General features: G+C 54.4%; 18 protein-coding genes and 1 other annotated feature. All 18 genes read left to right on the plus strand.

The window, feature by feature from the left end:
- The first annotated feature begins 80 nt into the window (after positions 1–80).
- The 18 genes from sdhA (at position 81) to BJQ97_RS04430 (ending at position 18,631) form a co-directional block, all read left to right on the plus strand.
- Complete coding sequence (gene sdhA, locus BJQ97_RS04345; RefSeq protein WP_011232146.1) at positions 81–1,838, plus strand: succinate dehydrogenase flavoprotein subunit; 1,758 nt, start codon at positions 81–83, stop codon at positions 1,836–1,838.
- A 1-nt stretch (position 1,839) separates the two neighbouring features.
- Positions 1,840–2,601 carry a succinate dehydrogenase iron-sulfur subunit gene (gene sdhB, locus BJQ97_RS04350; RefSeq protein ID WP_011232145.1) on the plus strand — a complete coding sequence of 254 codons (762 nt, stop codon included), beginning with the start codon at positions 1,840–1,842 and terminating at the stop codon, positions 2,599–2,601.
- Positions 2,602–2,834: 233 nt separating this feature from the next.
- On the plus strand, positions 2,835–3,059 hold the full coding sequence (locus BJQ97_RS04355) for a helix-turn-helix domain-containing protein (RefSeq protein ID WP_008881129.1): 225 nt from the start codon (positions 2,835–2,837) through the stop codon (positions 3,057–3,059).
- A 208-nt stretch (positions 3,060–3,267) separates the two neighbouring features.
- Entirely contained in the window at positions 3,268–3,711 is a 444-nt protein-coding gene (locus tag BJQ97_RS04360) for a MarR family winged helix-turn-helix transcriptional regulator (RefSeq protein WP_044730651.1), read from the plus strand.
- 9 nt (positions 3,712–3,720) lie between these two features.
- A complete protein-coding gene (racE, locus tag BJQ97_RS04365; protein WP_160155642.1) occupies positions 3,721–4,515 on the plus strand; it encodes a glutamate racemase in 795 nt (264 codons plus the stop codon).
- Positions 4,516–4,620: 105 nt separating this feature from the next.
- Complete coding sequence (locus BJQ97_RS04370) at positions 4,621–5,694, plus strand: GerMN domain-containing protein (RefSeq protein ID WP_160155643.1); 1,074 nt, start codon at positions 4,621–4,623, stop codon at positions 5,692–5,694.
- A 150-nt stretch (positions 5,695–5,844) separates the two neighbouring features.
- Complete coding sequence (gene rph / locus BJQ97_RS04375) at positions 5,845–6,618, plus strand: ribonuclease PH (RefSeq protein WP_160155644.1); 774 nt, start codon at positions 5,845–5,847, stop codon at positions 6,616–6,618.
- Complete coding sequence (locus tag BJQ97_RS04380) at positions 6,615–7,229, plus strand: XTP/dITP diphosphatase (RefSeq protein ID WP_160155645.1); 615 nt, start codon at positions 6,615–6,617, stop codon at positions 7,227–7,229. The genes rph and BJQ97_RS04380 overlap by 4 nt, the downstream gene beginning before the upstream one ends.
- On the plus strand, positions 7,226–7,732 hold the full coding sequence (locus BJQ97_RS04385) for a metallophosphoesterase family protein (RefSeq protein ID WP_160155646.1): 507 nt from the start codon (positions 7,226–7,228) through the stop codon (positions 7,730–7,732). Before BJQ97_RS04380 ends, BJQ97_RS04385 begins: the two co-directional genes overlap by 4 nt.
- A 287-nt stretch (positions 7,733–8,019) precedes the next feature.
- Positions 8,020–8,919 carry a branched-chain-amino-acid transaminase gene (gene ilvE / locus BJQ97_RS04390; RefSeq protein WP_160155647.1) on the plus strand — a complete coding sequence of 300 codons (900 nt, stop codon included), beginning with the start codon at positions 8,020–8,022 and terminating at the stop codon, positions 8,917–8,919.
- Between the two features lie 22 nt (positions 8,920–8,941).
- Positions 8,942–9,208 (plus strand) — a binding site (T-box leader).
- Positions 9,209–9,282: 74 nt separating this feature from the next.
- Positions 9,283–11,022 (plus strand): acetolactate synthase large subunit, encoded by a 1,740-nt coding sequence (ilvB, locus tag BJQ97_RS04395; RefSeq protein ID WP_160155648.1) that lies wholly within the window; start codon positions 9,283–9,285, stop codon positions 11,020–11,022.
- The gene (gene ilvN / locus BJQ97_RS04400) at positions 11,001–11,519 is read left to right on the plus strand and encodes an acetolactate synthase small subunit (RefSeq protein WP_160155649.1); all 519 of its coding nucleotides are present in this window, start codon (positions 11,001–11,003) and stop codon (positions 11,517–11,519) included. The genes ilvB and ilvN overlap by 22 nt, the downstream gene beginning before the upstream one ends.
- 105 nt (positions 11,520–11,624) lie before the next feature.
- Positions 11,625–12,650: a ketol-acid reductoisomerase gene (ilvC, locus tag BJQ97_RS04405; protein WP_160155650.1), complete on the plus strand. Its 1,026-nt coding sequence runs from the start codon at positions 11,625–11,627 to the stop codon at positions 12,648–12,650.
- Positions 12,637–14,184, plus strand: coding sequence for a 2-isopropylmalate synthase (locus tag BJQ97_RS04410; RefSeq protein WP_160155651.1), 1,548 nt, complete (start codon positions 12,637–12,639; stop codon positions 14,182–14,184). The genes ilvC and BJQ97_RS04410 overlap by 14 nt, the downstream gene beginning before the upstream one ends.
- Positions 14,185–14,200: 16 nt before the next feature.
- Complete coding sequence (leuB, locus tag BJQ97_RS04415; protein WP_160155652.1) at positions 14,201–15,316, plus strand: 3-isopropylmalate dehydrogenase; 1,116 nt, start codon at positions 14,201–14,203, stop codon at positions 15,314–15,316.
- 20 nt (positions 15,317–15,336) lie between these two features.
- Positions 15,337–16,752 (plus strand): 3-isopropylmalate dehydratase large subunit, encoded by a 1,416-nt coding sequence (gene leuC, locus BJQ97_RS04420; protein ID WP_160155653.1) that lies wholly within the window; start codon positions 15,337–15,339, stop codon positions 16,750–16,752.
- A gap of 99 nt (positions 16,753–16,851) precedes the next feature.
- The gene (leuD, locus tag BJQ97_RS04425) at positions 16,852–17,445 is read left to right on the plus strand and encodes a 3-isopropylmalate dehydratase small subunit (protein WP_160155654.1); all 594 of its coding nucleotides are present in this window, start codon (positions 16,852–16,854) and stop codon (positions 17,443–17,445) included.
- Positions 17,446–17,650: 205 nt separating this feature from the next.
- Positions 17,651–18,631, plus strand: coding sequence for a tetratricopeptide repeat protein (locus tag BJQ97_RS04430; RefSeq protein ID WP_160155655.1), 981 nt, complete (start codon positions 17,651–17,653; stop codon positions 18,629–18,631).
- Positions 18,632–18,660: the final 29 nt, after the last annotated feature.

Consider the following 18,660-nt stretch of genomic DNA (forward strand, 5'->3'; position numbering starts at 1 on the left):
CGCTTGGTCGATGGCGGGCCGGCAAGGCAAAATGTGCGGCATGCAAGCAAAAGCAGCAATCTATTAGGGAGTGAGTAGCTATGAAAAAAGGGAAAATCATCGTTGTTGGCGGCGGATTGGCCGGTTTGATGGCCACGATTAAAATCGCCGAAGCAGGAGTGCCTGTCGAACTGTTTTCGCTCGTTCCGGTAAAGCGTTCTCACTCCGTCTGTGCCCAAGGCGGCATTAACGGAGCGGTCAACACGAAAGGGGAAGGCGACTCGCCGTGGGAGCATTTTGACGACACCGTCTATGGCGGGGACTTCTTGGCGAACCAGCCTCCGGTCAAAGCGATGTGTGAAGCGGCGCCGGGGATTATTTACATGCTCGATCGGATGGGCGTCATGTTCAACCGGACGCCGGAAGGGTTGCTTGATTTCCGCCGTTTCGGGGGGACGCAGCATCACCGGACCGCCTATGCTGGGGCCACGACTGGCCAACAAATTTTGTATGCGCTTGATGAACAGGTGCGCCGCCATGAAGTGGCTGGGCTCGTCACGAAGTACGAGCATTGGGAGTTTTTAGGCGTCGTTTTGGATGACGAGCAAATTTGCCGCGGCATCGTCGCACAAGATTTGCGGTCCATGGAAATCAAAGCGTTTCCAGCCGATGCCGTCATTTTGGCGACCGGCGGGCCGGGGATCATTTTTGGGAAATCGACGAACTCAGTGATCAACACCGGTTCGGCGGCTTCGATCGCCTATCAGCAAGGCGTTTACTACGCGAACGGCGAGTTCATCCAAATTCACCCGACCGCCATTCCGGGCGATGACAAGCTCCGTCTTATGAGCGAATCGGCGCGCGGGGAAGGCGGACGCATTTGGACGTATAAAGACGGGAAACCGTGGTACTTCCTTGAAGAAAAATATCCGGCTTACGGAAACTTGGTGCCGCGCGACATCGCCGCACGGGAAATTTTCCACGTCTGCGTCGATTTGAAGCTCGGCATCAACGGCGAAAACATGGTGTATTTGGATTTGTCGCATAAAGATCCGAAAGAGTTGGATGTTAAGCTTGGCGGCATTATTGAAATTTACGAGAAGTTCATGGGCGAAGACCCGCGCAAAGTGCCGATGAAGGTATTCCCGGCCGTTCACTACTCGATGGGCGGCTTATGGGTCGACTATGACCAAATGACGAACATCAAAGGGCTGTTTGCTGCCGGCGAGTGCGACTATTCGATTCATGGGGCGAACCGCCTCGGGGCGAACTCGCTTCTGTCGGCGATTTACGGCGGAATGGTCGCCGGCCCGAACGCTGTCCGCTACATCCGCGGCCTCGAGAAATCGGCGGATGCGATGCCGTCGACATTATACGACAGCTATGTGAAACGGGAGCAGGAAAAATGGGAGAACATTTTGGCGATGGACGGCACGGAAAACGCCTATGTACTGCATAAAGAGCTCGGTGAATGGATGACGGCGAACGTGACGATCGTCCGCTACAATGACCGGCTGTTGAAGACGGATGAAAAAATTCAAGAGCTGATGGAGCGGTATAAAAACATCAGCGTCACTGATACGTCGAGATGGAGCAACCAAGGAGCGACGTTTATCCGCCAGCTGTACAACATGCTGCAGCTTGCCCGAGTCATTACGCTTGGCGCTTACCATCGCAATGAAAGCCGCGGCGCGCACTACAAGCCGGAGTTTCCGGAGCGCAACGACGAAGAATGGCTGAAAACGACGATGGCCCGCTACACGCCAGATGGTCCGGCGTTCCATTATGAAGACGTTGACGTCTCGTTGATTAAACCGCGCAAGCGCGACTACAGCAAAAAGAAAGAGGAAGTGAAGTAAGATGAGCGAGAACAAAACGGTTCGTTTGATCATCACGCGCCAAGATCGCCCGGATTCTGCACCGTATGAAGAGGAGTTTGTCATTCCGTACCGCCCGAACATGAACGTCATTTCGGCGCTCATGGAAATTCGCCGCAATCCAGTCAACGCCAAAGGGGAAAAAACGACGCCGGTCGCTTGGGAAATGAACTGTCTCGAAGAAGTGTGCGGCGCCTGTTCGATGGTCATTAACGGCAAGCCGCGCCAAGCGTGCGCCGCGCTCATCGACAAACTCGAGCAGCCGATCCGCCTTGAGCCGATGCGCACATTTCCTGTCATCCGCGACTTGGTCATCGACCGGAGCCGGATGTTTGATGCATTGAAGCGAGTGAAAGCATGGATTCCAATCGACGGAACGTACGACTTGGGCCCGGGGCCGCGCATGCCGGAGCGGAAGCGGCAATGGGCGTACGAGCTGTCAAAATGCATGACGTGCGGCGTCTGCCTTGAAGCGTGCCCGAACGTCAACAGCAAGTCGAACTTTATCGGCCCGGCGCCGCTGTCGCAAGTGCGGCTGTTTAACGCCCACCCGACTGGGGCGATGCATAAAGCCGAACGGTTGCGGGCGATTATGGGCGATGGTGGATTGGCCAACTGCGGCAACTCGCAAAACTGCGTGCAATCGTGCCCGAAAGGCATTCCGTTGACGACGTCGATCGCGGCGTTAAACCGCGAAACGACGATTCAAATGTTCCGCGATTTCTTTGGCAGCGATGAAGTGTAGCGGCACAATCAAAATCCCCTTCATTCGAATTGAGATGAGGGGGATTTTTTGTTTGGCTGGACAAGTGGAAGCCGACCGTCTCCGGCGAACCGAAAGATGAAGAAAAAAAAGACCCATTTTTCTATTAGATAAGCAAATTTTCGTCACCGCCGTTCCTGCTCTCACATACGATATGGCGAGGAAATACCCATCCGGCAGTTCGGGCCCATTGAGAGCAAGGAGGGTTACAATCGTTGAAGGACAAATCGTTTCAATCGAAGCCGCTTTTGACAAAAAGAGAAAAAGAAGTCTTCGAATTGCTTGTGCAAGACAAGACGACAAAAGAGATCGCCAAAGAGCTGTTTATCAGCGAGAAAACGGTTCGCAACCATATTTCGAACGCGATGCAAAAGCTTGGGGTCAAGGGGCGCTCGCAAGCTGTCATTGAATTGCTTCGAATGGGCGAACTTGAACTATAAACGATGCCGGCTTTCCTTGTTGGACAGTCGGCTGTTATGTTCCCTTGCGGCCGGATGAGGCTTGGCGCCCGTCCGGCTTTTGTCCGCGGCGGCCGCCGCATTTTTTTGTTGATTATCTTTGCCGGTGTTGTAAAATGAAAAGTAAGAATAGCCGTCGATGCAAGCCGCCGTTTGAGGCTGGCCGCGAAAACGATCAAGGAGAGATGGTATGCCGTCTGCGATGAATGAAAGAACGGTCGCCGAGTTGGAAAAATTGCTTCGTTATATCGCCGCAAATTTGAAACAGCGCGGCCGTGAAATTTTAACCAACTATCCGATCACCCCACCGCAATTTGTCGCCCTGCAGTGGCTGCTTGAAGAAGGGGACTTGACGGTCGGCGAGTTATCGAACAAAATGTATTTGGCGTGCAGCACGACGACCGACTTGGTCGACCGCATGGAGCGGAACGGACTTGTCGCCAGAGTCCGCGATGAACACGACCGCCGCGTCGTCCGCATCCACCTGCTTGAAAAAGGGGAGCGCATTATCGAAGAAGTGATTGAAAAGCGCCAGCGCGATCTAGCCAATGTGTTGGAAAGTTTTTCAGACGAGGAAATCGTCGTCTTTGAGCGTTGTTTGCGCAAATTGCATCAAGAAATGACGAAAGAATGAGGCGATCACTTGGAAAGAGCAATTGGTGTCATTGACTCAGGAGTCGGCGGTTTGACCGTCGCCAAAGAAATTATGAGGCAGCTGCCGAAAGAACAAATTATTTACTTAGGCGACACCGCCCGTTGCCCGTACGGGCCGCGGTCGGTGGAAGAAGTCCGTCGATTTACGTGGCAAATGATCGATTACTTGCGGCAATATCCCTTGAAAATGCTTGTTATCGCCTGCAACACCGCGACGGCGGTCGCGCTTGACGACGTGCGGGCGAAGCTTGACATTCCTGTGCTTGGCGTCATTCATCCCGGCGCCCGCGCCGCCCTGAAAGCGACTAGGCGCGGGCACATCGGCGTCATCGGCACGATTGGCACGATCCGAAGCCGGGCGTATGAAAAGGCGCTTCAATCAATCAATCCGCGCGTCCAAGTCGAGAGCTTGGCCTGTCCGAAATTCGTTCCGCTTGTGGAAAGCGGCGACTTTGAAGGGCAGGAGGCGATGGCGATCGTCGCCGAATCGCTCGCTCCGCTCCGTCCGCTGCCGATCGATGTGCTGATTTTAGGCTGCACGCATTATCCGTTGCTCGCGCCGCTCATTCGCACGTATATGGGCAAACGCGTGAAGCTCATTTGCTCGGGCGGTGAGACGGCTCGTGAAGTGAGCGCGATTCTGCACCACAGCCAGCTTCTTTACACCGGCGAGCGCGAACCGGAGCATTTGTTTTTCACGACCGGGCCGAAAGAGCTGTTTGAAAAGATTTCTGGGAAGTGGTTTGGCAAGCCGATCGGCACGGTCGAAGCGATTCGGCTGTAACCCAATAAATCCTTTAGCGTCTATGCGCTAAAGGATTTTTTTATTCTATTTTGGAAAACGGCTCGTATACATAGTAGTACAAACTACAAGTAGGAGGGAACGTCAATGAAACGGACGACTCACATATGGGCGGCGCCGCTGCTCGCTTCGCTGTTGTTGCTTGGCGGCTGCGGTTTGTTTGGGCGGGGTGAGGCGGTGAAGGAGATTGATCCGCCGCAAGAGACGAGTTATGTCAAGGACGGCCAAGCGCTTCAGGAAGCGACGGAAAGCCAAAAGGAAGGGAAAGAGAAAGCGAAGGCCGCCGAGACGGTGAAAAGAGAGCTGTACTTGATTGACAAAAACGGTTTTGTCGTGCCGCAAACAGTGGAATTGCCGAAAACGCAGGCCGTGGCGAAACAAGTTCTCGAATATTTGGTTGAAGACGGACCCGTGTCAGAAATGTTGCCGAACGGCTTCCGCGCGGTCATTCCGGCTGGAACGACGGTGCTTGGAACAAAATTAGAAAAAGACGGAACGTTGATCGCCGACTTTTCTCCGGAATTTAAAAACTATAAGCCGGAGGATGAAAAACGAATTTTGCAGTCCATTACGTGGACATTGACGCAATTTGACAATATCAAGCGCGTCAAAATCCGCATCAACGGCTACGATCAAAACGTGATGCCGGTCAATAAAACGCCGATTCAAGATGGGGTAAGCCGCGCCGACGGCATCAATATGGAAGCGAGCGGCGTGCCAGACATTACGAATACGCATCCGGTCACCGTTTATTTTGTCGCCCAACAAGGGAACAGCACATACTATGTGCCGGTGACAAGGCGTGTGTCCAATAAGGAGAAAGATGATATTGCCGCGGCCGTCAACGAGTTGATTCAAGGGCCGGAACAAGGGAGCGGGCTTGTCGGCGTTTTTCAGCCGGACGCGAAGCTTGTCGATGCCCCGAAATATGAGGATGGCAAAGTGACGCTCAACTTTAACGAAGGCATTTATGGCAGCAACAAGAAAAATGTTATTTCCGACGTCGTGTTGAATTCCCTCGTTTTGTCGCTCACTGAGCAAAAAGGAGTCGAAAGCGTGGCGATCACAGTCAATGGCAAAGCCAATCTTGTCACGGAAGACGGCAAACCGCTCACCAAACCGGTCGCTCGGCCGCAAAACGTCAATACCGGGACATTTTAACCGTCGGCGCTGACAGGCTGGAAACGAACAGGGCGTTATGGTATAACAAAGAGGTGGAAACGTATTCCGCCTCTTTCTTTTTTTCGCTAGGCGGAAAGAAATGCGGCGTCTGGCATTCAGTTGAAGATGGAGAAAAGGAGGACTCAGTTGATGAGAGCGGACGGACGAAGCAGTTGCGAGCTGCGCCCTGTACATATACACCCGCATTACATGAAGCACGCTGAAGGGTCGGTGCTCATTGAAATCGGCGACACGAAAGTCATTTGCACGGCGACGGTCGAAGAGAAAGTGCCGTCGTTTATGCGCGGCGGCGGCAAAGGATGGATTACGGCCGAATATGGGATGCTGCCGCGGGCGACAGAGCAGCGGAATGTGAGGGAAGCGAGCAAAGGAAAAGTGTCGGGGCGGACGATGGAAATTCAGCGCTTAATCGGCCGCGCGCTTCGCTCGGTTGTTGATCTTGAACAGCTTGGCGAGCGGACCATTTGGATTGATTGCGACGTCATTCAGGCGGATGGCGGAACGCGGACGGCGTCGATCACCGGTGCGTATGTGGCGCTTGTGTTGGCGCTGGCCAAACTGGTGGAAGAAGGGAAGCTCGAGGCGCTTCCGATCCGCGATTTTCTCGCCGCTACCTCGGTCGGCATCGATCCGGAGCATGGGGTGATTCTTGATTTAGATTACAACGAGGATGCGCGGGCGAAAGTAGATATGAACGTCGTCATGACCGGAGCCGGTCAATTTGTTGAGATTCAAGGGACCGGAGAGGAAGCGGTTTTTTCGCGCGCCGAGCTCGATGAATTGCTTGAAGCGGCGCAAATAGGCATCGAGCAGCTCATCGCCGTTCAGCGCCGCGCATTGGGGGAGTGGGCTGCTCAGATCGGCGGGCAGAACGAGGCATGCGGAGAGGGGGCGGCAGAGTGAAGGAGATTGTCATTGCGACCAAAAACGCCGGCAAAGCGCGCGAATTCGCCGCTTTGTTCGCCAAGCGGGGCATCCGTGTGAAATCGCTGCTTGATTTTCCGGATGTTCCGGATGTTGAAGAAACGGGAAGCACGTTTGCGGAAAATGCCATACTCAAAGCGGAAGCGGTGTTGCAGCGTTTGCAGCGGCCTGTCATCGCCGACGATTCCGGATTGGCCGTCGATGCCCTCGGCGGCCGGCCGGGCGTTCATTCGGCCCGTTACGCCGGGGAAGATAAAAACGATGCACGCAACATCGCCAAGCTGCTTCGCGAGCTTGACGGGGTGCCGATGGAGCAGCGCACGGCTCGCTTTCATTGCGCGCTCGCCGTCGCGATCCCAGGGCGGCCGACCGCCGTCGTCGAAGCGACATGCGATGGTTATATCGCCGAAGCGCCGCGAGGGGAAGGGGGCTTTGGCTATGATCCTGTTTTTTACCTTCCGGAGCGGGGAAAAACGATGGCGGAGCTCACTTCAGAGGAAAAAAATGAAATCAGCCATCGCGCCAAGGCGCTGGCGAAGCTCGATGAGCAGTGGGAGGAGATTGTCGACGGAAAGGGGCGGGCGGAATGAAGGCGGTGATTGTGAGCGACAGCCATGGGTTGACGGCCGAACTTCGCAGCATTGTCGAACGCCATCGCCATGAAACGGATTTGTTTATCCATTGCGGCGACTCGGAGTTGGAGGTGGGGGCGGACGAGATCGCCCCGTTTGCCGTCGTGCGCGGCAACTGCGATTTCGCCGCGTTTCCTGCTGAGCGCATCGAAGAGGTGGGCGGCGTTCGGTTGTTTGTCACCCACGGCCATTTATACGGGGTGAAAACGTCGCTTTTGCGTTTATCCTACCGCGCGCAAGAAACAGGGGCTCACGTCGTTTGTTTCGGTCACTCGCACTTGGCCGGCGCCGAGCAAATGGATGGGCTGTTGTTCATCAACCCCGGCAGCATTGCTTTGCCGCGCGGAAGAAAAGAAAAAACGTACGCGGTGTTGACCATCGGCGGCGGGCGCGCGCATGTCCAATTTTATAAAGTGAATGGGCAGCCCGTTCCCGGAATGGAACGAACTTTTTTGATCTAAGCGGACAAAACGTCCGCTATTTTTTTGTTTTTCGTCTTTGGCGGTTAGAGCGCGTCCGCTTTCTATGAGCCGGCCAAGAAAGAAAAATTTTTTTGAATCGGCAAAACCTTGATTCTATCATAATGTAAGCGCATTCAAATAGTTTGATCAATCGAAATTTTCAAAAAACGTTATTGACGGCGCAGAGGTTTCGGATTATTATAATTTTCAAATAAGAGAAACGACTCAAACACATCATCGAGCCGTTCAAAGCAACTGTTGACTGATCAAGGAAGAGGGGAACCGAAGTGGGCGAACAGTGGATCTTTTTAAACGGAGAATTTGTGACAAAAGAAAACGCCAAAATTTCCGTGTATGACCATGGATTTTTGTATGGCGACGGGGTATTTGAAGGGATTCGCGTCTATAGCGGCAATGTATTCCGTCTTGAAGAACATATAGATCGACTGTACAATTCGGCGAAGTCGATTTTGCTCGACATTCCGTACACGAAGGAAGAAATGATTGGCCACGTGCTCGAAACGATCCGCCGCAACGGCTATCAAGATGCATACATCCGCTTGGTCGTTTCGCGCGGGGTCGGCGATTTAGGACTTGATCCGTACAAATGCAAAACACCGCAAATCGTTATTATCGTCGAGCCGCTCGCGCTCTTCCCGAAACATTTATATGAAACCGGCATCGAAGTGGTGACAGTGGCGACGCGCCGCAACCGCTCTGATGTGCTGAGCCCGAAAGTCAAATCCCTCAACTACCTAAACAACGTGCTTGTCAAAATCGAGGCGCATTTGGCGAATGTAAGCGAAGCGCTGATCTTAAACGATCAAGGCTATGTCGCGGAAGGTTCAGGGGACAACGTTTTCATCATCAAAAACGGCGTCATTTACACACCGCCTGGGTATGTCGGGGCGCTTGAAGGCATTACGCGCCAAGCGATCATCGAAATCGCGGAGGATCTCGGCTATACGGTGAAAGAGGAGCCGTTTACCCGCCATGATGTCTATATTGCTGATGAAGTGTTTTTGACGGGGACGGCGGCTGAAGTCATTTCCGTCATCAAAGTCGACGGCCGGGTGATCGGCGACGGAACGCCGGGGCCGCATACAAAGCGGTTGCTTGAAGAATTCCGCCGCCGCGTGGTCGTCGAAGGAGTAAAGGTGTATCCGACGAACGCCAATGTCGGTTGATCGTCCATGACAAGTGGATAGCGAAAAAGCGTTGACGAGGATAAGTAGTCAGCGGGATCAACATCCACAGAGAGCCGGGGTAGCTGTGAACCGGTGATGTTGCCGCTTGATGAACTCACCTCTGAGCGCCAGCCTGAACGCCGGACGGCTAGTAGGGCTGGACGAGTGGAGACGCGCGCTTCACTCGTTACCAAAATGAGCGGCCGGCTTCGGCTGGCCGCTCCTGAGGCGGCTGTCATGGCCGTGAAGAAGGGTGGTACCGCGGAAAGAAAACCTTTTCGCCCCTTTGGCTGGAAATACCAGCCATCGTGGGCGGAAAGGTTTTTTATATGGATGACAAATCACAGGGAGGATCGATCGACGATGACAAAAATGAAAGTCGAGGAGCAAGAAAAAGCGAAGACGAAGGCGAGAATGAGCGGGTCGCTGATGCTCATTGAAGCGCTCAAGGAAGAAAAAGTCGAAGTCATCTTCGGCTATCCGGGCGGGGCGGTGCTCCCGCTGTATGACGAGTTGTATAAAGCCGGCGTGTTCCACGTGCTGACGCGGCATGAGCAAGGGGCCATCCATGCGGCGGAAGGATATGCGCGCATTTCTGGAAAACCGGGGGTCGTCATCGCCACCTCTGGCCCGGGAGCGACCAACATCGTCACTGGGTTGACCGACGCGATGATGGATTCGTTGCCGCTCGTCGTCTTTACCGGGCAAGTAGCCACGAGCGTCATCGGCTCGGATGCGTTTCAGGAGGCGGACGTTGTCGGCATTACGATGCCGATTACGAAACACAACTACCAAGTGCGCGACATCAGCGAGCTGCCGAGAATCATTAAAGAGGCGTTTCACATTGCGACGACCGGGCGCCCCGGACCGGTGTTGATCGATATTCCGAAAGATATTACGACGGCTGAAGGGGAGTTTGACTATGATCAAGAGGTTCATTTGCCCGGCTACCAGCCGACGACGCAGCCGAACCATTGGCAAATCCGCCGGCTTGTCGAGGCGGTCAGCCAATCAAAGCGCCCGGTCATTTTAGCCGGCGCTGGCATCTTGCACGCCAATGCGGCCGATGAATTGCGGCAATACGCCGAGCAGCAAAACATTCCAGTCGTTCATACGCTTCTTGGCCTTGGCGGCTTCCCAGCCGATCACCCGCTTTTCTTAGGCATGGCGGGCATGCACGGCACGTATACGGCGAATATGGCGCTGTATGAATGCGACTTGCTCATCAATATCGGCGCCCGCTTCGATGACCGGGTCACCGGCAATTTAAAATATTTTGCGCCAAAAGCGACCGTCGCCCACATCGACATCGATCCGGCGGAAATCGGCAAAAACGTGCCGACGAAAATCCCGATTGTCAGCGATGCGAAAGCCGCCTTGCAAGAGCTGATCGCCCAGCAAGGCAAGCCGGCGGACAACGCGGCGTGGCTCGCGCAGCTTGACGAATGGAAGCGGCGCTTCCCGCTCCATTATGAGCCGGAGGCCGGTACGATCAAGCCGCAAAAGCTCATCGAGATGATTTACGAATTGACGAATGGCGAGGCGATCGTGACGACAGACGTCGGCCAGCATCAAATGTGGGCGGCGCAATATTACAAGTTCAACCGACCGCACCGGTGGGTGACGTCCGGGGGGCTCGGCACGATGGGCTTCGGGCTTCCGGCAGCGATCGGCGCCCAGCTCGCCGATCGAAGCGCTACGGTCGTTTCGATCGTCGGCGACGGCGGCTTCCAAATGACGTTCCAAGAACTGTCAGTCATTCAGGAGCTAAGGCTGCCGATCAAAATCGTCATCGTCAACAACCAGGCGCTCGGCATGGTGCGGCAATGGCAGGAGCTGTTCTATGACAAACGGTACTCCCATTCGCTCATTCCGAACCAGCCGGATTTCGTCAAGCTTGCTGAAGCATACGGAATGCTGGGGATGCGGGCGAAGACGGAAGAAGAGGCGGCTGAAGTGTTAAAGCAAGCGTTTGCTATGGATGGCCCGGTGCTGCTTGATTTTCATGTCCGCGCCGACGAGAACGTCTATCCGATGGTGGCGCCCGGCAAAGGGCTTCATGAAATGGTGGGGGTGAAAGCATGCGAAGAATCATCACGATGACTGTCAACAACCGCCCCGGCGTCTTAAACCGCATTACCGGGTTGTTTACGAAGCGGCATTACAATATCGAAAGCATTACGGTCGGGCATACGGAAATCGAGGGCATTTCGCGGATGACGTTCGTCGTCAACGTTGACGATGAACGGACGGCGGAGCAAATCATCAAGCAGCTGAACAAGCAGATTGATGTGTTGAAGGTGAATGACATCACCGACCAAGCGATCGTCGCCCGCGAGCTGGCGCTCATTAAAGTTGCCGCTCCCCCGGCGATCCGCCAAGAAATTTACACGCTCATCGAGCCGTTCCGCGCCTCGATCGTCGACGTAAGCAAAGACAGCCTCGTCATTCAAGTGACCGGCGAGCCGGAAAAAGTCGAGGCGTTGATTGAACTGTTGCGCCCATACGGCATTAAGGAAGTGGCGCGCACGGGAACGACCGCGTTCACCCGCGGATCGCAAAAAGCGGCGGCGAACCAGAAAACGGCGTTTATCATTTAACAACCATCGTACAAAACCGCGCCCATGCGCAATAATGGCGCAACCGCAGCGTTCGCGCCGTTTATTGACCAACATTTCCACTACAGGACAAAGGAGAGGGTAATCATGGCAAAAGTCTACTATAATGGGGATGCAAACGAACAATACTTGCAAGGGAAAACGGTTGCGATCATCGGTTACGGCTCGCAAGGCCACGCCCATGCGCAAAACTTGCGCGACAGCGGTGTCCGCGTCATTGTCGGACTGCGGAAAGGAAAATCGTGGGAGCAAGCAGAACAAGACGGATTTGAGGTGTATTCCGTCCGTGAAGCGGTGAAGCAGGCTGATATCGTCATGGTGTTGCTGCCGGATGAAAAGCAGCCGGCTGTGTACAAAGAGGAAATCGAGCCGGAACTCGAGCCAGGCAATGCGCTTGTGTTTGCGCACGGATTTAACATCCATTTCAGCCAAATCGTCCCGCCGAATCATGTTGACGTCTTCTTGGTTGCGCCGAAAGGTCCAGGCCATCTCGTGCGGCGCACGTATGCGGAAGGAGCGGGCGTACCCGCGCTCATCGCCGTCTACCAAGATGTGACCGGACACGCGAAAGAAACGGCGCTCGCCTACGCGAAAGCGATCGGCGCTACTCGAGCTGGGGTGTTGGAGACAACGTTCCAAGAAGAGACGGAAACCGACTTGTTCGGTGAACAAGCGGTGCTGTGCGGCGGGCTGACGGCGCTCATCAAAGCCGGGTTTGAAACGCTCGTTGAAGCCGGGTATCAGCCGGAAGTTGCCTATTTCGAGTGTTTGCATGAGATGAAGCTCATCGTCGATCTCCTTTACGAAGGCGGTTTGTCGTGGATGCGCTATTCGATTTCCGATACGGCCCAATGGGGCGACTTTATCACCGGCCCGCGCATTATTAACGATGCTGTGAAAGCGGAAATGAAAAAGGTGCTGCATGACATTCAAACAGGAAAATTCGCGAAGAGCTGGATTTTGGAAAACCAAGCGAACCGTCCGGAGTTCAACGCCATCAACCGGCGTGAGAATGAGCATTTGATTGAGATTGTCGGGCGCGAACTGCGAAGCATGATGCCGTTTGTGAAGGCAAAACAAATCGAGGCGGTGGTGCCAGGTGCGAAAAATTAAGTTTTTTGATACAACGTTGCGCGATGGGGAACAATCGGCTGGCGTGAACTTGAATTTGCAAGAAAAGTTGGAAATTGCCCGTCAACTTGAACGACTGCGGGTTGACATCATCGAGGCGGGTTTCCCCGCCTCATCGAAAGGCGATTTTGAGGCGGTCAAACAAATTGCCGAAACGGTGAGAGCATGTTCGGTCACCGGGCTGTCGCGATCGGTCCGAAGCGACATTGATGCGGCATGGGAGGCGTTAAAAGGCGGCGCGGAGCCGCGGCTCCATCTATTCATCGCCACCTCGCCGATCCATATGGTGCATAAATTGCGGATGACGCCGGAACAAGTGATTGAAGCGGCGGTTGAAGCGGTGAAATACGCGAAGCGCTTTTTTCCGATCGTCCAATGGTCGGCGGAAGATGCGTGCCGCAGCGAACTGCCGTTTTTGGCAAAAATCGTCGCCGAAGTGATCAAAGCCGGCGCTTCGGTCATCAACATTCCGGATACGGTCGGCTATATTACGCCGAAAGAATACGGAGAAATTTTCCTCTATTTGCAAAACAATGTTCCGAATATTGAAAATGTTTCACTCTCTGCGCATTGTCATGATGACTTGGGCATGGCGGTGGTGAACTCGCTGTCGGCCATTGAACATGGAGCGACGCAAGTCGAGTGCACGATCAACGGCATCGGCGAGCGGGCCGGCAATGCGGCGCTTGAGGAAATCGCTGTCGCCCTTCACATCCGCAAAGACTACTATCAAGTGGAAACGCGCCTCAATTTGCAGGAAATTAAGCGCACAAGCAATCTTGTCAGCAAGCTGACCGGGGTGGTCGTTCCACCGAACAAGGCGGTCGTCGGCAAAAACGCGTTTGCGCATGAATCAGGCATTCATCAAGACGGCGTCTTAAAGGAAAAAACGACGTATGAAATCATTTCGCCAGAACTTGTCGGCGTGCCGTCGAATTCGATGGTGCTCGGCAAACATTCCGGCCGCCATGCGCTCCGCAACCGGGTTGAGGAGCTGGGCTACACGTTGTCTGAAGAAGAAATCAATCAACTGTTCATCCGCTTTAAAGAATTGGCTGACAAAAAGAAAGACATTACCGATGACGATTTAATCGCGTTGATTTTCGAAGAAAAGTTCGACCACTTTAAAGATTTTTATCAATTGTCTTCCATTCAAGTGCAATACGGGACGAATCAAATTCCGACAGCGGTTGTTGTCCTGAAAGACGGGAAAGGAAACGAAATTCAAGAAGCGGCGACCGGCGCCGGCAGCGTCGAGGCGCTGTACAATACGTTGGAGCGCTGTTTGCAAACGCCCGTGACGCTGCTTGACTACCGGATCGAATCGGTCGGCGGCGGCCGCGATGCATTGGCGCAAGTGTTCGTCAAAGTGCGCGCCCATGCCATCGAGACGAGCGGTCGCGGCACCGCACAAGACGTGTTGGAAGCATCGGCGAAAGCGTACATCAACGCCATCAATCGTGTGTTTATGATCGAAGCGATGCGCGGCGAAAATGAGAAAGTGGCAACACCATAAAATGGGGGGATTCAGAATGGGAAACTATCGGATTGCCGTCTTGCCAGGGGATGGCATCGGCAAAGAAGTGACGTCCGGAGCGGTCGAGGTATTGAAAGTGGTCGGCATCCGGTTTGGACACGAGTTTACGTTTGAATATGGATTGATCGGTGGAGCGGCGATCGATGAGACGGGGACGCCGCTCCCCGAGGAAACGCTCCGTCTTTGCCGGGAAAGCGATGCGGTGCTGCTTGGGGCGGTCGGCGGTCCGAAGTGGGATGACAACCCTCCGCATTTGCGTCCGGAAAAAGGATTGCTTGCCATTCGCAAGCAGCTCGACTTATATGCCAACTTGCGGCCGGTTGTTTGCTATGACAGTTTGGCTTCCGCTTCGCCGTTAAAACCGGATCTCGTGCAAGGCATCGATTTTGTCATCGTCCGCGAGCTGACCGGCGGCATTTACTTCGGCCAGCCGAGCGGCCGCGTCGTCGAAAACGGCGAAGAAAAAGCAGTGGACACCTTGCTATATAAAAAGGAAGAAATCGAACGGATCATTCGCATGGCGTTTACGCTTGCACGCGGGCGGAAGAAAAAAGTGACTTCGGTCGATAAAGCAAACGTTCTCTCGTCAAGCCGCCTATGGCGGGAAGTGGCTGAAGACGTGGCGAAACAGTTTCCGGACGTTGTGCTTGAGCATATGCTCGTTGACAATGCGGCGATGCAACTCATCCGCGCGCCGAAGCAGTTTGATGTCATTGTGACAGAAAACATGTTTGGCGACATTTTAAGCGATGAAGCCTCCATGTTGTCCGGTTCACTCGGGATGTTGCCGTCGGCCAGCTTATCCGCCTCCGGTCCGAGCTTGTATGAGCCAGTGCACGGTTCTGCGCCTGATATCGCCGGCATGAACAAAGCCAATCCGATTGCGGCGATTTTGTCAGCGGCGATGATGCTCCGCCTGTCGTTCGGGCTCACCGCGGAAGCAGAGGCGGTCGAGAACGCGGTGCGGCAGACGCTCGCCCTAGGTTTGCGCACCGCCGACTTGGCGCCAAGCGGCGGCCGCATCGTATCAACGAACGAAATGGTCGAAGAAATCAAAACGGCGGTGCTCGATTATACGGCCATTGCGCAAATTATGACCGTTTATGCCTAAGACGTGCGAGGTGAAAGCCAATGAAGCCGAAAACGATCATCGATAAAATTTGGGAAAACCACGTCGTCTACCGCGAAGAAGGCAAACCGGATTTATTGTATATCGATTTGCACTTAGTGCATGAAGTGACCTCGCCGCAAGCGTTTGAAGGATTGCGTCAAAAAGGGCGGAAGGTGCGTCGGCCGGATTTGACCTTTGCGACGATGGACCATAACGTGCCGACCGTTAACCGATTTGTGATTGCCGACGAAGTGGCGCGCAACCAAATCGCTGCGCTTGAGCGCAACTGCCGCGAGTTCGGCATTCCGCTCGCCGATCTGCACAGCGAAGAGCAAGGAATCGTTCACGTCATCGGCCCGGAGCTCGGGTTGACCCAGCCGGGAAAAACAATCGTTTGCGGCGACAGCCATACGTCGACGCACGGGGCGTTTGGCGCCTTGGCGTTTGGGATCGGCACGAGCGAAGTCGAGCATGTATTGGCTACACAAACGCTTTGGCAGCATAAGCCGAAAACGCTGCAAATCCGCATCAACGGCCGCCTCGGCAAAGGAGTGACCGCCAAAGACGTCATCTTGGCCATTATCGGACGCTATGGCGTCGGCGTCGGCACTGGCTATATTATCGAATTTACAGGCGAAGCGATCCGACGCATGTCGATGGAAGAGCGAATGACGATTTGCAACATGTCGATTGAAGCTGGGGCGAGAGCCGGCCTCATCAGCCCGGATGAAACGACGTTTGCCTATTTGCGCGGCCGCAAATATGCGCCAAAAGGCGAGGAGTTTGACAAGGCGGTGGAACGGTGGCGGGCGCTTGCCAGTGACGAGGGGGCGGAGTACGACAAAACGATTGAAATCGACGCGTCAACGATCGCTCCAATGGTGACGTGGGGGACGAATCCGGCGATGAGCACATCGGTCGACGGTGTCGTGCCGCATCCCGAGCAATTTGAAAGCCAAACAGAGCAAAATGCGGTGCGCCGGGCGCTTGAGTACATGGGGCTTGAGCCGGGCACGCCGATTACGGAAATTCCCGTGCAGCACGTCTTCATCGGTTCGTGCACCAACTCGCGCCTCAGCGATTTGCGCGCGGCGGCGAGCATCGTCAAAGGGAAAAAAGTGGCTCCGGGCGTGCGGGCGCTCGTCGTGCCTGGATCGCAGCAAGTGAAAAAACAAGCCGAAGCGGAAGGATTGGCGCAAATTTTCATCGACGCCGGTTTTGAATGGCGCGACTCCGGCTGCAGCGCCTGTTTGGGCATGAACCCGGACATCATCCCAGAAGGCGAGCATTGTGCGTCAACGTCGAACCGCAACTTTGAAGGGCGGCAAGGAAAAGGGGCGCGCACGCATCTCGTCAGCCCAGTGATGGCAGCGGCGGCTGCGATTTACGGACATTTTGTCGATGTGCGCCAGTTTGAAGCCGAGCCGGTGTATTAAATTGACGATTGTGATGGCAAAAGAGGCGGCGCGGCATCCTAGGAAGCCGAGCTCCTCCTCTGCCATGAGCGACATCCATAACGGAAGGGGGAAAGGACGATGAAGCCGTTTACGATTCACCGTGGAAAAACCGCTGGCATCGATCGGGCAAACATTGATACCGATCAAATCATTCCAAAGCAGTTTTTGAAACGGATTGAACGCACCGGATTTGGCCAGTTTCTCTTTTACGATTGGCGGTATTTGAGCGACGGCACGCCAAATCCGGAGTTTGAGCTCAACCGCCCGGAAAACGAGGGGGCGACGATTTTAGTCGTCGATGAAAACTTCGGTTGCGGTTCATCGCGCGAACATGCGCCGTGGGCGCTGCAAGATTACGGATTCCGCGTAATCATTGCCCCGTCATTCGCCGACATTTTTTACAACAACTGCTTAAAAAATGGGCTGTTGCCGATCCGGCTGGATAAAGAGGATGTCCGCTACTTGCTGCGCCAAAGCGAGCGTGCAGACTATGAACTGACGGTTTCGCTTGAAGAACAGCGGGTATTTGACGATGAAGGATTTTCACGTCCGTTTGACATCGATCCGTATCGAAAACAGCTGTTGCTAAAAGGATGGGACGAAATCGATTTGACGTTTGTGTATGAACCGTATATCGACGCCTACGAACAACAGCATTGTCCAAGGCCATAAACCGATTATGTATCGAGGTGGCGAGGCGAAACGGGCTGCTCCGCCCATCGGCGGAAGCAGCTTTTTTCGTGTTTGCCTGCGCCTGCGTCCAGGGGCCGGCCGCTTTTTGGCAAACAAGCGGTTTGTTTCACCCAGCAAGGCGCGGCTTGTTTCGCGAGGGAAAACTTGTTACACTGATGGTAAATGCAAATGGGAGCGGGCGAAGATGACTGGAAAAAAAGGAAAACTCATCATGTTTCCGCAAACGAAAGAACGGCTGATGGAAGAGGCGTTTGCTGCACTTGAAGCGAAACGCTACAAAGAAGCGTTCCGCTTTTTGTGCGCGGCTGAGCAGCTTGGTGATGACAGCTTCCCCATCCGGCTTGGGCTTGCTGTCTGCTGCTACGAGCTTGGGGAATACGATGAGGCGGCGCGGCGCCTCGCCGCCTTGCTTGACGAACAGCCGAACAACAGCGATCTGTTGCAAATGTATCTCGCCGTGCTGTTGCAAACGAACCGATACAGCAAGGCAGAAACGGTGATCCGCGACGCCTTGCGCCGTCCGTCGCTATCCGTTTCGCTGCGCGAACAGCTTCGCCAGCTGCTTCGATTCAGTGAAAAAATGAACGCCCGCACGCTTCCGCCCGCGGAGTGGAAGCGGGTGAGACGGCTGCTTGAGTCCGGGGACATTGCTGAGCAGTTGCAACTGATTAAACAGCTGGAAAAAGAAGACATCGAGCCGGTGTTGCCGTTGCTCAAGCAATATTTACGCGCACCGGAAAAAAGCCCGATGGCAAAAACGATGCTTCTTCGCCTATTGACAGGGAAGCGAGTCAACGAAACGGTGACGGTTGAAAAATTTGGCCGTTGCATGGAGGTCGTCCCGTCAGCGTTGGACGAACAGACGGAAACGGAATTTGCTTCATCGCTGCTGGGTCTGCTTGAACAGCAGCTCGCGGCAGAAAGCCCGAGCTTATATGAAATGGCGGCAGACATTTGGCTTCGCTATGTTTATGTATTGTACCCGTTTCCACCGGAGCCGGCCGATGCGGCGGTTTGGCTTGCGGCCCTCCATTGGATGGCGAGCCGGTTTCAAGGATTGGACGATGACGCCGATACATTAGCTGTCCGCTACGGCGTCGAGGCATCAGAGATGGTCGTGCTTTGCAAAAAACTGAACGAAATAGAGAGACTTTCCTTTTTCTAATCGCTCGTTCTCTATTGAAACATGTTTTT

It is taken from the genome of Geobacillus sp. TFV-3 (assembly GCF_009901865.1).
GTDB classification, from domain to species: domain Bacteria; phylum Bacillota; class Bacilli; order Bacillales; family Anoxybacillaceae; genus Geobacillus; species Geobacillus thermoleovorans_A.